The following is a 13,755-nucleotide window of genomic DNA, read 5'->3' on the forward strand; positions in this document are numbered from 1 at the left end:
CCCGGGACTAGGTACGGGCGCTCGCGTGGGGCACAATGTCGCGCGTGACGACCTCCGAAGCCGATGCCCTCACCGCCGAAGAAACCGAACTGATCCAGTGGATCGAGTCGCAGGCGCAGGCGAGAGGGAACGCGGTCATCGCGGTCGACGGCGACGAGAACGACGCGCCCTTCTGCTTCACCGCGTGCGCCTGGGCGCTGCACAACGTGGCGGAAGCGGTCGTGATCGGACTGCCCGGGCACATGGGGCCGGTCCTTCTCGACGCCTACGTCGACCGTGCGGCCGCGGGCGAGATCTTCGAGGTCGGCAAGCGCTACGACGATTTCTTCGAGGGCGCGCCGGTGGTCTTCGAACGGGTCGCGAAGGGGCACTATCCCGAGTACTTCGGGAGCGCGTTCCTGATCTACCCGGACGGGGACTTCCCGGCGCTGCAACTGATCGTCGCCACGCCGGACGGGCACTTCCCGTGGCATCCGGACGCGCCCGAGGGCTTCGCGCGGTACCAGCCGGTGCTGACCGAATCCGGTGACCCGGAAAGCTGGACCCCGGGCGTCGACGGTCCCTGAGGTTTGAGGTCCAGGTGGTCGTGAGTGGTAAGTGTCGTTCTAACGACACTTACCACTCACGACCAACCCGACCGAGGGCTCACTCCAGCCAGGGCGCCAGGTCTTCCGTCGCGTCGGGCCACTCGGCGGCCAAAGCGGTCGCCGACCGGAACTCCACGCTGTCGTCCGTATAAGGCGGCACGACCACGGTTCCGACCAGGCTCCACTCACCGGTACTCACCGACGCCTGCCAGACCCCGGCGGGCACCACCACCTGCGGACGTTGGCCGGCCGCGACGTCGGGTCCCAGCACCGGCCGCGAAACACGTCCGCCGGGGAACAGCAGCAGCATCCGCACCGGCGCGCCGGCGTGGTGGGCGTAGATCTCCAGGCGGTCCAGCCGGTGCGGCGCCGAGGTTTCCGGCGGCGCGAGCAGGTAGTAGATCGCGGACGCGGTTTCGTCGCGCCAGCTCTGCGCCCAGCGGCCGCCCTCCACGGGCAGCGGCTGAAGACCCAGATGGGCGGTGAACTCGTCGGGACTCGGCATGTCCTCATCTTGCCCGGACCCTGCTCCGGGTAGCCTCGGATCTCGAACTGATGTTCGCCGGAGCGGAGGAAAACGCGTGCGGGTACTCGGGGTCGACCCCGGTCTGACCAGGTGCGGGCTCGGGGTGGTCGACGGCGGCACGGGCCGCACCGTCCGCCCGGTGGCCGTCGACGTCGTGCGGACCTCGCCGGACGCCGATCTCGCCGTGCGCCTGCTGGGGATCTCCGACGCGGTCGAGCGCTGGATGGATCGCTACAAACCCGAGGCCGTCGCCGTGGAGCGGGTTTTCGCGCAGCACAACGTGCGCACCGCGATGGGCACCGCGCAGGCGGGCGGCGTCGTCGCGCTCGCCGCGGCCCGGCGCGGGCTGCCGGTCGTGTTCCACACCCCGAGCGAGGTCAAGGCCGCCGTCACCGGCTCCGGCCGTGCGGACAAGGCACAGGTCACCGGTATGGTCATGCGGCTGCTCGGCCTCGAGGTCAAACCGCATCCGGCGGACGCCGCGGACGCGCTCGCACTCGCCATCTGCCACCTGTGGCGCGAGCCGATGCGCGTCCGGCTCGCCGAAGCCGAGGCCAGGGCGGCCGAGATCGCCAAGAACCACAAGGCCAGGCTCGCCGCCGCGGCCAAAGAAGCGAAAGCGCAAGGAGCGGCTCGATGATCTCCTCGGTACGCGGTGAAATCCTCTCCATCGGTCTCGACCACGTCGTGATCGAGGTCGGGGGAGTGGGCTTCGCCGTGCAGGCCACCCCCGCCACCCTCGCGACGCTTCGCCGCGGAGAGCAGGCGATGCTGCACACCGCGCTCGTGGTCCGTGAGGATTCCTTGACGCTGTTCGGTTTCGCCGACGCGGACGCCCGCGAACTGTTCGGTCTGCTGCAGACGGTCTCCGGGATCGGGCCGCGGCTCGCGCTGGCGACCCTCGCCGTCCTCGATCCCGACAAACTGCGCTCCGCGCTGGTCGAAGGCAACATCACCGTGCTCACCCAGGTGCCCGGCATCGGCCGCAAGGGCGCCGAGCGGCTCACGCTCGAACTGCGCGACAAGGTCACCGCGCTCGCGGGCCCGACCGACGGGTCCCCGGCGGTCGTCGCGCCCGGTGCGCTGCGGGGAGAGGTCGTCGAGGCGCTCGCGGGCCTCGGCTTCCCGGCCAAGCAGGCCGAACAGGCCGTCGACAAGGTGCTCGGCGAGGGCGACGGCCACACGACGTCGTCCGTGCTGCGCGCCGCGTTGGCCACCCTCGGGCGTAAGCGGTAACCGGCCACATGGACTATGAGGCCGTGACTGAGTTCGAAACCGACGAGACGCTCTCGGCGCTGCCGCAGACGGGAGAACGCGAGGTCGAGACCACGCTGCGCCCGCGCAAGCTCGACGAGTTCGTCGGCCAGCCGCGGGTGCGTGAACAGCTCGAACTCGTCCTGGAAAGCGCGCGGCGCCGCGGTGTCCCACCGGACCACGTCCTGCTCTCGGGCCCGCCGGGACTGGGCAAGACGAGTATGGCGATGATCGTCGCCGCCGAACTCGACGCCGCCATCCGCATCACCTCCGGTCCCGCGCTGGAACGCGCGGGCGACCTGGCCGCGATGCTGTCCAACCTGGCGCCCGGCGACGTCCTGTTCATCGACGAGATCCACCGGATCGCCCGCCCCGCCGAGGAGATGCTGTACCTCGCGATGGAGGACTTCCGCGTCGACGTCGTCGTCGGCAAGGGCCCCGGTGCCACCAGCATCCCGCTGGAGATCGCGCCGTTCACGCTGGTCGGGGCCACGACGCGGTCAGGTTCGCTGACCGGTCCGCTGCGCGACCGGTTCGGCTTCACCGGCCAGATGGAGTTCTACAGCGACGCCGAACTGGAACTCGTCGCCCGCCGCGCCGCCACGATCCTCGACATCGACATCGACCGGGACGGCTGCGCGGAGATCGCCCGCCGGTCCCGCGGCACACCCCGGATCGCGAACCGGCTCCTGCGCCGGGTGCGCGACTACGCCGAGGTCCGGGCGGACGGCAAGGTCACGCGCAAGATCGCGCGTGCCGCGCTGGAGGTCTACGACGTCGACGAACTCGGCCTCGACCGGCTCGACCGCGCGGTGCTGACCGCGCTGGTCCGCTCCTTCGGCGGCGGCCCGGTCGGCGTGTCGACGCTGGCCGTCGCGGTGGGGGAAGAACCGACCACCGTCGAAGAGGTGTGTGAGCCTTACCTGGTCCGCGCCGGTATGCTCGCCCGCACTCCTCGCGGCCGGGTCGCCACAGCGGCCGCGTGGGAGCACCTCGGCCTGCCGGCCCCGGCCGGTGCCACGCGCGGCGATCAGGGCGGCCCGAACCTGTTCGACCAGGACTGAACGGACCGTTCACGCGGTTCGAGGCCCGTGGTGACGACGGGTGGTGGTGGAGTTTCCGCTGGCACCTGGCACACTCGGGGAGAGCACACCCCGCCAAACCGGACAAAACAGCGCACCGCGCGGCGTCCGCTCGAAATGGAGAATCATGAACCAGTTATTGCTGCCGCTGCTCCTGATGCTCGTTGTGGCGATTCCGCTCGTCATGGGCACCCGTAAGCAGAAGAAGGCGGCGGCAGCGCAGCAGGAGCTGCTCTCGAGCCTGGCTCCCGGTGACCGGGTGATGACCACCTCCGGTCTCTACGCGACTGTCGCCGACGCTTCCGCCGACACCACGATCGACCTTGAGATCGCCGAGGGCGTCGTGACCACCTGGCTGCGCCAGGCCGTCCGCGAGAAGGTCGAGCCGGCCGTCGAGACGGACGAAGACGCCACCGACTCCACCGACACCGACCAGGTCGTCGAGGCGCCGGTCGTCGAGTCGAAGGACGACGAGCGCGTCGAGGAGAAGTCGGGCGCGCAGATCGCTCCTCCGCTGGAGCACGGCAAGAAGTAGCGGTTGTAAGGCCATCCCCGACACCAGACTTTCGTAGGTGCGGGGCCAACGCCGGGCTCACGCAGCACCGAGTAGTGTCTCGGTGCTGCGTGCGTGTCCGTCGTCATAGTCGTGCTCGTTCGCGGTACCGCCGGACTCGGAGTCCGGATGAGTGAACAGCCAAGTCCATTGGGGAAAACCCAGTCCGTCCGAGGAGACCGAAGCACAGTGGCCGCACCGGCCGGGCATCTCCGCCCGGGACGCTATCTCGCCTTCTTCGCCCTGATCGTGGTCGCGCTGTACGCCCTGGTGTTCTTCACCGGTAGCGGCAAGCCGACGCCGAAGCTCGGCATCGATCTGCAAGGCGGCACGAGGGTCACCCTGTCCGCCCGAAACCCCGACGGCGGCGACCCTCCGCGAGAGTCCCTCGAACAGGCCCGCTCGATCATCGAGCGCCGGGTCAACGGTATCGGCGTCAGCGGTACCGAGGTCGTCCTCGACGGCAGCAACGTCGTCATCACCGTCCCCGGTGAGCAGGGAGACCAGGCCAAGACCCTGGGCAAGACCGCGAAGCTGGGCTTCCGGAAGGTCGTGACGTCGCAGCCGGTGACCCCGGTCCAGCAGCCGACGGCCCCGCCCGCTTCCGGCACGCCTTCTTCGGCACCGCCGTCCTCGCCGGGTGTGAGCGCCCCGCCGACCAGCCCGGCCAACGGTGGCGGTGGCGCCGCCGGCGCGCCGCAGCAGCAGCCGGGCGCGGACTCCGACGAGCAGACGAAGAAGGAGATCGAGAACGCCCGGAACCTCCGGCAGAACCCTGATCTGCTTTCGACGGACCAGGCGAAGCAGGCCGCGGCCGCCGAGAAGGCCTTCGCGGCCCTCAACTGCGACCCCAAGGTGTCGGACCCGCTGGTCGGCAACGACCTCACCGACAAGCCGCTGGTCGCCTGCGGTGACAAGAACACCATGAAGTACCTGCTGGAGCCGGAGTTCCTCCCCGGAACGGAGATCTCCGACGCCTCCTCGGGCTACGACACGCAGAACTCGCAATGGGTCGTCAACCTGAACTTCAAGGGCGAGGGTTCCCGGATCTGGGGCGACTTCACCTCGAAGAACGTCCAGAAGCAGGCGGCGTTCGTCCTCGACACGCAGGTCGTCTCCGCGCCGACCATCCAGTCCGCGATCCTGGGCGGTCAGACCCAGATCACCGGCCGGTTCAGCCAGACCGAGGCGAAGGACCTGGCGGACGTGCTGAAGTACGGCTCGCTGCCGCTGTCGTTCGAGTCCTCGGACGCGACGACGGTGTCCGCGACGCTGGGTCTCGCGTCGCTGCAGGCGGGCCTGATCGCCGGTGGCCTCGGCCTCCTGATCGTGTTCATCTACTGCTTGTTCTATTACCGGCTGCTCGGCGTGCTGACGATCCTGTCGCTCGCCTTGTCGTTCTCGCTGGTCTACGCGGTGCTGGTGCTGCTGGGGCGGTGGATCGGGTACACCCTCGACCTCGCCGGCGTGGCGGGCCTGATCATCGCGATCGGTATCACCGCCGACTCGTTCGTCATCTACTTCGAACGCTTGAAGGACGAGATCCGGGAAGGCAGGACGTTCCGCTCCGCGGTGCCGCGAGGCTGGTCTCGTGCCCAGCGCACGATTCTGGCGTCGGACGCGGTCAGCTTCCTCGCCGCGGCCATCCTGTACTGGCTGGCCGTCGGTGAGGTCAAGGGCTTCGCGTTCACGCTCGGCATGTCGACGGTCCTCGACCTCGTCGTGGTCTACCTCGTGACCCACCCGCTGGTCTCGATGGTGTCGCGGTCGAAGTCGAAGTTCCTGTCCAACCCCAAGAACCTCGGCCTCGGTGCCGTTCAGCAGGTGGGCTCGGAGCGTAAGGCGGCCCGTCCGGCCGCCGGCCGCCCGAACGTCAAGGAGGCGTGACCGTGGTCGACGAAAACACCACCACCGCGGGCAAGCGCGACAGCATCTTCCGCCGCCTCTACGTGGGCACGGGCGCGTTCGACGTGGTCGGCAAGCGCAAGCGCTGGTACCTCTTCTTCGGCGCGCTGGTGCTGGTCTGCATCGCGTCGATGGGGATCAAGGGCTTCAACTTCGGGATCGACTTCGAAGGCGGCACCCAGATCCAGCTGCCCGCCAACGGCAAGAACGGGCAGATCAGCGAGCAGCAGGCCAAGGACGTCTTCTCCGAGGCGCTCGGCCGCCCGGCCGACGAGGCGCAGAAGGTCGGCAGCGGCGCTTCGTCGACCATCCAGCTCCGTTCGGACACCCTGGACGCCGCCGAGGTCGCCAAGATCAAGGAAGCGCTGTTCCGGGACCTCGGCCCGATCGGGTCCAACGGGCAGCCGAGTGTCCAGGCCATCAGTGACAGCGCGGTCAGCGCGTCCTGGGGCGGGGAGATCTCGCGGCAGGCGTTGATCGCGCTCGGGGTGTTCCTCCTGGCGGTCACGCTGTTCCTGGCGTTGTACTTCGACACCAGGATGGCCGCCGCGGCGCTGATCTCGCTCCTGCACGACATCGTGGTGACGGCGGGTGTGTACTCGCTGATCGGCTTCGAGGTCACGCCGGCGACGGTGATCGGTCTGTTGACGATCCTCGGGTTCTCGCTGTACGACACGGTGGTGGTGTTCGACAAGGTCCGCGAGAACACGCGTGGCCTGCTCGGGCTCACCCGCCGTACCTTCGGCGAGGCCGCTAACCTGGCGCTGAACCAGACGCTGATGCGGTCGTTCAACACGGCGCTGATCGCGATGCTGCCGATCCTCGGCCTGCTCGTCGTCGGGTACATCCTGCTCGGCTCGGGCACGCTGCAGGACCTCGCGCTGGTGCAGCTCACCGGCACCCTGGTCGGCGTGCTGTCCTCGGTCGCGCTGGCCACCCCGCTGCTGGTGGACCTGAAGATGCGTGACCCGAAGTTCCGTCAGCAGGCCGACCGGGTCGCCGCGCGGCGCGCGAACCAGGCCCGCAAGGCCGCCGAGCGCGACGACGACTTCGACCCGAACGACGAGGACGCACTGGCCGCCGAGCTCCGCAAGGAGAAGGCGTACGCCGCGGCGGCGAGCGTGCCCGCGCGGAACCAGAAGGCCCACAAGGGCCGTCCGTCGGGTAAGCGCAAGAGGTAGTCCCGGCCGTCGAACGCTAGGAAAGGTCCTTTCATTGCAAAATTTGCAATGAAAGGACCTTTCCTGGCGTTCAGGGACCCGGAAGCACGACTGGAGAGCAGGAAGTACATGGAGCTGGCCAAGGCACTCGACCTCATCGCCGACGTACCGGACTTCCCGGAACCCGGCGTGCTGTTCCGGGACCTGAGTCCGCTGTTCGCCGACGCGGCGGGCTTCAAGGCAGTCACCGACGGGCTGGCCGCCACCGTCGACCCAGAGGTCGATCTGCTGGCCGGGGTGGAGGCGCGTGGATTCCTGCTGGCCGCCGCCGTCGGCTACGCCCGTGGCCTCGGTGTCGCGTTGATCCGCAAGCCGGGCAAGCTGCCCCGCGTCGCGGGCAGGGTCGGTTACACGCTGGAGTACGGCACCGCGACCGTCGAACTGCCCGAAGGTGTCGTCGAGCCCGGTCAGCGTGTCGCGATCATCGACGACGTGCTCGCCACCGGTGGCACGGTCGCGGCGACCTGCAAACTGTTGGAAGACGCGAAGGCGCAGGTCACCGGGGTTTCGGTGGTCATGGAACTCGCCGCGCTCGGCGGTCGTTCCGTGCTTGAGGGGCGTCGTGTGGAGGCCCTCCGGGTGTGTTGACCGGGCGCACCAAGTGAGCCGCGAGGGGGAGCGGTTACCCTTGATGTCCGAAGGCCGCACGAAGCGCAGGAGGTGCGGGTGAGCCAAGAGCTCGATGCCGCGGTGTCCTCGAAGGACGGCACCGAGCAGAACGGTGCGGCGCGACAGGGGGCGGCGCCGACACCGTCCGCGACGCGCCGCGTGCGCGCCCGCCTCGCCCGCCGGATCACCGCGCAGCGCGCCGCGCCGGTCAAGCAGGTTCTCGAACCGCTGGCCGTCATCCACCGCGAACTGCATCCCAACGCGGACCTCGCGCAGCTCCAGCGTGCCTACGACGTCGCCGAAGAGCTGCACCGCGAGCAGCGGCGCAAGTCCGGCGACCCGTACATCACGCATCCGCTCGCCGTCGCGACCATCCTGGCCGAACTCGGCATGGACACCACGACGCTGGTCGCGGCGCTGCTGCACGACACCGTCGAAGACACCGGCTACTCGCTGGAGAGCCTGAAGGCCGACTTCGGTGAGAAGGTCGGCGAGCTCGTCGACGGCGTCACCAAACTGGACAAGGTCAAACTCGGCACGGCCGCCGAGGCCGAGACCATCCGCAAGATGGTCATCGCGATGGCGCGCGACCCGCGCGTGCTGGTCATCAAGCTGGCCGACCGCCTGCACAACATGCGCACGATGCGCTTCCTGCCGCCGGAGAAGCAGGCCCGCAAGGCGCGCGAGACCCTGGAGGTCCTCGCCCCGCTGGCGCACCGGCTCGGCATGGCGACGGTCAAATGGGAGCTGGAGGATCTGGCCTTCGCCATCCTGCAGCCGAAGAAGTACGACGAGATCGTCCGCCTGGTCGCCGATCGCGCGCCTTCGCGCGACACGTACCTGCGGTCGGTGATCACCGAGCTGACCGGCAATCTCGAAGGCTCGCGGATCACCGCCAAGGTCGAGGGCCGCCCGAAGCACTACTACTCTATCCACCAGAAGATGATCGTCCGTGGCCGCGACCTCGACGACATCCACGACCTGGTGGGCGTGCGGATCCTGGTCGAGGACGTCCGTGACTGCTACGCCGCGATGGGTGTCGTCCACGCGCTGTGGCAGCCGGTCCCGGGCCGGTTCAAGGACTACATCGCACAGCCTCGTTTCGGTGTGTACCAGTCGCTGCACACCACGGTGATCGGACCGGACGGCAAACCGCTGGAAGTCCAGATCCGTACCTACGAGATGCACCGCACCGCCGAGTACGGCATCGCCGCGCACTGGCGGTACAAGGAGACCAAGGGCACCCACAACGGGAACGCCATGGACGTCGACGAGATGGCGTGGATGCGCCAGCTCCTCGACTGGCAGCGGGAAGCGGCGGACCCGGGTGACTTCCTGGAGTCGCTGCGCTACGAGCTCGCCTCGCGCGAGATCTTCGTGTTCACGCCCAAGGGCGACGTGATCACGCTGCCGGTCGATTCGACGCCGGTGGACTTCGCCTACGCCGTGCACACCGAGGTCGGCCACCGGTGCATCGGGGCCCGCGTCAACGGCAGGCTCGTCGCGCTCGAGCGCAAGCTGGAGAACGGCGAGGTCATCGAGATCTTCACCTCGAAGGCCGAGACGGCGGGGCCGAGCCGCGACTGGCTGCAGTTCGCCGGTTCGCCCAAGGCGCGCGCGAAGATCCGGCAGTGGTTCGCCAAGGAACGCCGTGACGAGGCGATCGAGGGCGGCAAGGAGGCCATCACCAAGGAGGTCCGCAAGGTCGGCCTCCCGATCCAGCGGCTGGTCTCCGCCGAATCGATGGGCGCGGTCGCCACCGAGCTGCGGCACCCGGACATCAGCTCGCTGTACGCCGCCGTCGGCGAGGGGCACACCAGCGCGAAGCACGTCGTGCAGCGGCTGGTCGCGCTCATCGGCGGCGTCGACGAGGCGGAGGAGGAGCTCGCCGAGCGCGCGACCCCGTCCACCGTCACCCGCCGCCGCGGCTCGAACGACGTCGGCGTCGTGGTGAAGGGTGCCAGCGACATCTGGGCCAAACTCGCCCGCTGCTGCACGCCGGTGCCGGGCGACGAGATCCTCGGTTTCGTCACGCGCGGCGGGGGCGTCAGCGTGCACCGGACCGACTGCACCAACGCCGACGACCTGCGGGCCCAGCCCGAGAGACTGGTCGAGGTCGAATGGGCGCCGTCGGCGTCTTCGGTGTTCCTCGTCGCGATCCAGGTCGAGGCGCTGGACCGGCACCGCCTGCTCTCCGACGTCACCAAGGTGCTCGCGGACGAGAAGGTCAACATCCTGTCCGCGTCGGTGACGACGTCGCGCGACCGGGTCGCGGTCAGCCGGTTCTCGTTCGAGATGGGCGACCCGAAGCATCTCGGACACGTGCTGAAGGTGGTCCGGGGCGTCGAAGGCGTTTACGACGTGTATCGGGTCACTTCGGCTTCGTGACCGCCGGTGGGTCCCGGCTACAGTCCGAGGATGACTGACGGGTTCGAATTCACTCGCGACGGCGAGGTCGCACGGCTGACGTTCACCAGGCCGGAGAAGATGAACGCGATCACCTACGGGATGTGGTCGGCGATCCCGGACGTGGTGGCGCGGGTGGAGGCGGACCCGGCGATCAAGGTTCTCGTGCTGACCGGCGCGGGCGCGCATTTCTCGGCGGGCGCGGACATCAGCGAGTTCCGGGACCTGCGGTCGACCGCCGACGCTGCCGAGACCTACGACAAGGCCGTCGACGGGGCCGTGGCGGCGCTGACGGCGTCGCGGAAGCCGACGGTCGCGATGATCCAGGGCAATTGCATCGGCGGTGGATGCCAGATCTCGGTCGCCTGCGACTTCCGGTTCGCGGCGGAGGGTTCGCGCTTCGGTATCACGCCGGCGAAGCTCGGGATCGTCTACCACTTCGACTCGACACGGCAGCTCGTCTCACTGGTCGGCGCCGCGAACGCGAAGTACTTCCTGCTCTCGGGCGAGCTCGTCGACGCGCGGCGGGCGCGGGAGATCGGGCTGCTCAACGACGTCTTCCCGGCCGACGAGCTGGAGGCCTCGACGGCGAAGTTCGTCGAGACGCTCGCTTCGCGTTCGCAGGCCTCGGTGCGCGGGATGAACCGGATCATCGAGAAGATCGTGGCGGGGCAACAGGAATCCGACGCCGAAGTGGACGAGATCCGGCTCGGTGCGCTGCATGGCGAGGACTATGCCGAAGGGGTGGCGGCGTTCCTGGCGCGGCGGCCGCCGAAGTTCACTTATCGCTGAGGCTCGCGCTTCATCGCGGCGTTCCGTGAAGGCCTCCTTGGTGAACCCGTATTTGCTGACCCGCTGGTGTGGCCGGGCCAAGTGTGGAGGATTCGGGACGTTGTGCGTCCTGAATCCTCCACGGTCGACCCCGTTGGTGAGGGAGGCGTAATGCTGGCTGTGGTCTTGGGCGAGTGGGGAAGATTCCGGCCGTCCAACGTCCAGGATCTTCCCCGCTCGGTCGTCGCTCCCACGCAGGTCGGACGTAAGTACACAAATGCTGGTTCGCCTTGAGGGACCCAGGGTCCCTCAAGGAGGCCTTCACGGATTTCGCGCCGCCAGATGGCGGTCCGCACGTGGCCCCGCCGACGACCATGTCGCGAAAGCCACTTTCGCGACGTCTGATGTCCCGAAAGTGGCTTTCGCGGCACCTTCGGACGGCGTTCCGTGTGGACAGTCGCGGTGGCGCCACTTCTGCCTCGAATATCGCCCCGAGAACCCTTGTGGCATCCCGCTTTCTGTGCCTCCGCAGGTCGATTTCCCGCCGCCCTCGTTGTTGCGCGAAAAAGTTTTTTATGGCTTGAGCCAGAGGTGTTTATGGTCGTTTCATGGAGTGGAAATTTCAATCGGCCGAAGAGCTCACGACCGCTTTGCGCGCTGGTGAGGTGACGTCGGCGGAGCTGACCGACGACGCGATCGCCCGGATCGAACAGGACGACAAGGCGATCAACGCGATCTGCGTGCCGGACTTCGACCGGGCGCGGGCCGCCGCGCGTGATGCCGACGAGGCGCGCGCCCGCGGCGAGGACCGGCCGCTGCTCGGAATCCCGGTGACGGTCAAAGAGTCCTTCAACATGACCGGCCTGCCCACGACCTGGGGAATGCCGCAGCACCAGGACTTCATGCCCGCCGAAGACGCGGTGCAGGTGTCGAGGCTCAAGGCCGCCGGGGCGGTGGTGCTCGGGAAGACCAACGTGCCGTTGGGGCTGCAGGACATCCAGACGTTCAACGAGTTCTACGGCACCACGAACAACCCGTGGGATCACGATCGTACCTCGGGCGGGTCGTCCGGCGGATCGGCGGCGGCACTGGCGTCCGGCTTCGGCGCGCTGTCCATCGGATCCGACCTCGCCGGCTCGTTGCGCACCCCCGCGCATTTCTGTGGTATCTACGCGCACAAGCCGACGGTCGGGCTCGCGGCGACCCGCGGCATGGTCCCGCCGCCGGCGCCCGCCTTGCCGGTCGACCTCGACCTGGCCGTCGCCGGACCGATGGCGCGCACCGCCCGCGACCTCACGCTCCTGCTCGACGTCATGGCCGGGCCGGACCCGTTGACACACGGGATGGCGTACGAGGTGAAGCTGCCGCCCGCGCGCCATGAGCGGCTCGGCGACTTCCGGGTCTTGGTGATCGAGGACCATCCGCTCATCCCGACCGGGGCCGCGGTGCGGGCCGGAGTGAACCGGGTGGCGGACGCGCTGGTCGACGGTGGAGCCCGCGTCGAACGGTACAGCCCGTTGTTCCCCGACCTGACCGAGTCCGCGACGCTCTACACGCAGCTGCTGTTCTCGAGCACGGTCGCGCGTTTCCCCGTCGACGCGTACGAGCAACTGCAGGCCAACGCGGCCGGGCTGAGCGCGGACGACCGGAGTCTCGACGCGGCGCGGCTACGCGCCATGGTGTTCACCCACCGCGACTGGCTGGCGGTGTACGACCACCGCGAACGTCACCGTCACGGCTGGCGGCAGCTGTTCGCCGAGTTCGACGCGGTGGTCTGCCCGATCACGCCGACCCCCGCGTTCCCGCACGACCACGACCCCGATCTGCTGGGACGCAAGCTCGACATCGACGGTGTGGGGTATCCGTACTTCGACCAGCTCGTCTGGGCGGGCGTGGCGACCATGCCCGGTCTGCCCGCCACCGCGGTGCCGACCGGCCTGTCCGCCGAGGGCCTTCCGGTGGGAGTGCAGCTCATCGGTCCGGCGTTCGAGGACCGCACCCCGCTGCGGCTGGCCGAGCTGCTCGAGCAGGCGATCGGCGGCTTCCAGGCGCCGAGCTAGATCTCGTCCCAGGGATTGCTGTCGTACGCTTCGGCGAGGAGCCGGCCCGTTTCCGGAGCGTGCGACAGCTCGACGTCGTCCACCGACGCCACCGGCCAGCCGACCGACTCCGAATTGGTCAGGAACATGGCGTCGAACCCCGGAAGGTCGGCGGGACGGACGTCGCGGATCTCCTGCGGGATCCCGTTCCGCTCCAGGCCGCGTCGCACGAGCTGCTGGGTGATGCCGTCGAGGACCGGGGCCTGCGGCCAGACCACCGTGCCGCCGTCGAGGAACCCGACGTTCCAGATCGACGCTTCGCTGACGCGGCCGTCGTAGTCGATGAACAACGCGTCGTCGTATCCCGCCAGCTTCGCCTCGCGCGTGTGGTGAAGGAGTCCGAACGTGCCGACGTGCTTGACCTCCGGAAGCACCCGTTCGTAGCGCACGGACCGCAGGCGCAGCGGCGTCATCTCGTGCTCTTGGGGCGGCCCGGTCCGCACGAGGACATCCGGCGCCGCGGGCGCGCCGGGATCGGACCAGTCCATCGCGCGGGAGAAGATCAGCACCCGCGCCGACAGCGCGTTCTCACCCCGCACGGCTTGCCGTACGTACCCGCGCACCGCGTCGGTGTCGAGGTCGCTGCCGAACATGCGCCGCGTGCTCGTCACGAGGCGGCGAAGGTGGACGTCCAGGCCGCGGACCTTGCCGTCGCGGACCTGCATCGCGGTGAAATGGCCGTAACCGAACGCGCCCGCCAGGTCTTCCGACCTGGCGGGCGCGCCGTTGATCTCCAGCTTCAC

Annotated in this window: 13 protein-coding genes; 11 read left to right on the forward strand and 2 right to left on the reverse strand. The window is 68.9% G+C overall.

The window, feature by feature from the left end; genetic code table 11:
* The first annotated feature begins 35 nt into the window (after positions 1–35).
* A complete protein-coding gene (locus tag ACSMFO_RS16730) occupies positions 36–566 on the forward strand; it encodes a DUF4262 domain-containing protein (protein ID WP_038512502.1) in 531 nt (176 codons plus the stop codon).
* A gap of 79 nt (positions 567–645) precedes the next feature.
* Here the strand turns inward: ACSMFO_RS16730 and ACSMFO_RS16735 are convergent, their stop codons facing one another.
* Complete coding sequence (locus ACSMFO_RS16735; RefSeq protein WP_436459421.1) at positions 646–1,092, reverse strand: cupin domain-containing protein; 447 nt, start codon at positions 1,090–1,092, stop codon at positions 646–648.
* Between the two features lie 76 nt (positions 1,093–1,168).
* Here ACSMFO_RS16735 and ruvC point away from each other — a divergent pair, with 76 nt between their 5' ends.
* The 10 genes from ruvC (at position 1,169) to ACSMFO_RS16785 (ending at position 12,973) form a co-directional block, all read left to right on the forward strand.
* Positions 1,169–1,753: a crossover junction endodeoxyribonuclease RuvC gene (gene ruvC / locus ACSMFO_RS16740; protein WP_038512506.1), complete on the forward strand. Its 585-nt coding sequence runs from the start codon at positions 1,169–1,171 to the stop codon at positions 1,751–1,753.
* Positions 1,750–2,349, forward strand: coding sequence for a Holliday junction branch migration protein RuvA (ruvA, locus tag ACSMFO_RS16745; protein ID WP_038512509.1), 600 nt, complete (start codon positions 1,750–1,752; stop codon positions 2,347–2,349). Before ruvC ends, ruvA begins: the two co-directional genes overlap by 4 nt.
* An 8-nt stretch (positions 2,350–2,357) precedes the next feature.
* On the forward strand, positions 2,358–3,431 hold the full coding sequence (gene ruvB / locus ACSMFO_RS16750; protein ID WP_350586044.1) for a Holliday junction branch migration DNA helicase RuvB: 1,074 nt from the start codon (positions 2,358–2,360) through the stop codon (positions 3,429–3,431).
* Between the two features lie 145 nt (positions 3,432–3,576).
* Positions 3,577–3,984, forward strand: coding sequence for a preprotein translocase subunit YajC (gene yajC / locus ACSMFO_RS16755; protein WP_436459423.1), 408 nt, complete (start codon positions 3,577–3,579; stop codon positions 3,982–3,984).
* 207 nt (positions 3,985–4,191) lie between these two features.
* Positions 4,192–5,889 carry a protein translocase subunit SecD gene (gene secD / locus ACSMFO_RS16760; protein ID WP_436459425.1) on the forward strand — a complete coding sequence of 566 codons (1,698 nt, stop codon included), beginning with the start codon at positions 4,192–4,194 and terminating at the stop codon, positions 5,887–5,889.
* Positions 5,886–7,088 (forward strand): protein translocase subunit SecF, encoded by a 1,203-nt coding sequence (gene secF, locus ACSMFO_RS16765; RefSeq protein ID WP_038512520.1) that lies wholly within the window; start codon positions 5,886–5,888, stop codon positions 7,086–7,088. Before secD ends, secF begins: the two co-directional genes overlap by 4 nt.
* A 108-nt stretch (positions 7,089–7,196) precedes the next feature.
* A complete protein-coding gene (locus ACSMFO_RS16770; protein WP_436459598.1) occupies positions 7,197–7,715 on the forward strand; it encodes an adenine phosphoribosyltransferase in 519 nt (172 codons plus the stop codon).
* Between the two features lie 78 nt (positions 7,716–7,793).
* Complete coding sequence (locus ACSMFO_RS16775) at positions 7,794–10,124, forward strand: RelA/SpoT family protein (protein ID WP_038512526.1); 2,331 nt, start codon at positions 7,794–7,796, stop codon at positions 10,122–10,124.
* 30 nt (positions 10,125–10,154) lie between these two features.
* Positions 10,155–10,934: an enoyl-CoA hydratase/isomerase family protein gene (locus ACSMFO_RS16780; RefSeq protein ID WP_037338920.1), complete on the forward strand. Its 780-nt coding sequence runs from the start codon at positions 10,155–10,157 to the stop codon at positions 10,932–10,934.
* A gap of 587 nt (positions 10,935–11,521) precedes the next feature.
* Positions 11,522–12,973 carry an amidase gene (locus ACSMFO_RS16785; RefSeq protein WP_436459426.1) on the forward strand — a complete coding sequence of 484 codons (1,452 nt, stop codon included), beginning with the start codon at positions 11,522–11,524 and terminating at the stop codon, positions 12,971–12,973.
* Here the strand turns inward: ACSMFO_RS16785 and ACSMFO_RS16790 are convergent.
* The gene (locus ACSMFO_RS16790; protein ID WP_436459427.1) at positions 12,970–13,755 is read right to left on the reverse strand and encodes an aminotransferase class IV family protein; all 786 of its coding nucleotides are present in this window, start codon (positions 13,753–13,755) and stop codon (positions 12,970–12,972) included. The two genes, ACSMFO_RS16785 and ACSMFO_RS16790, sit on opposite strands and share 4 nt — an antisense overlap.

The organism is Amycolatopsis sp. w19, from assembly GCF_051373225.1.
Classification (GTDB): Bacteria; Actinomycetota; Actinomycetes; order Mycobacteriales; family Pseudonocardiaceae; genus Amycolatopsis; species Amycolatopsis japonica.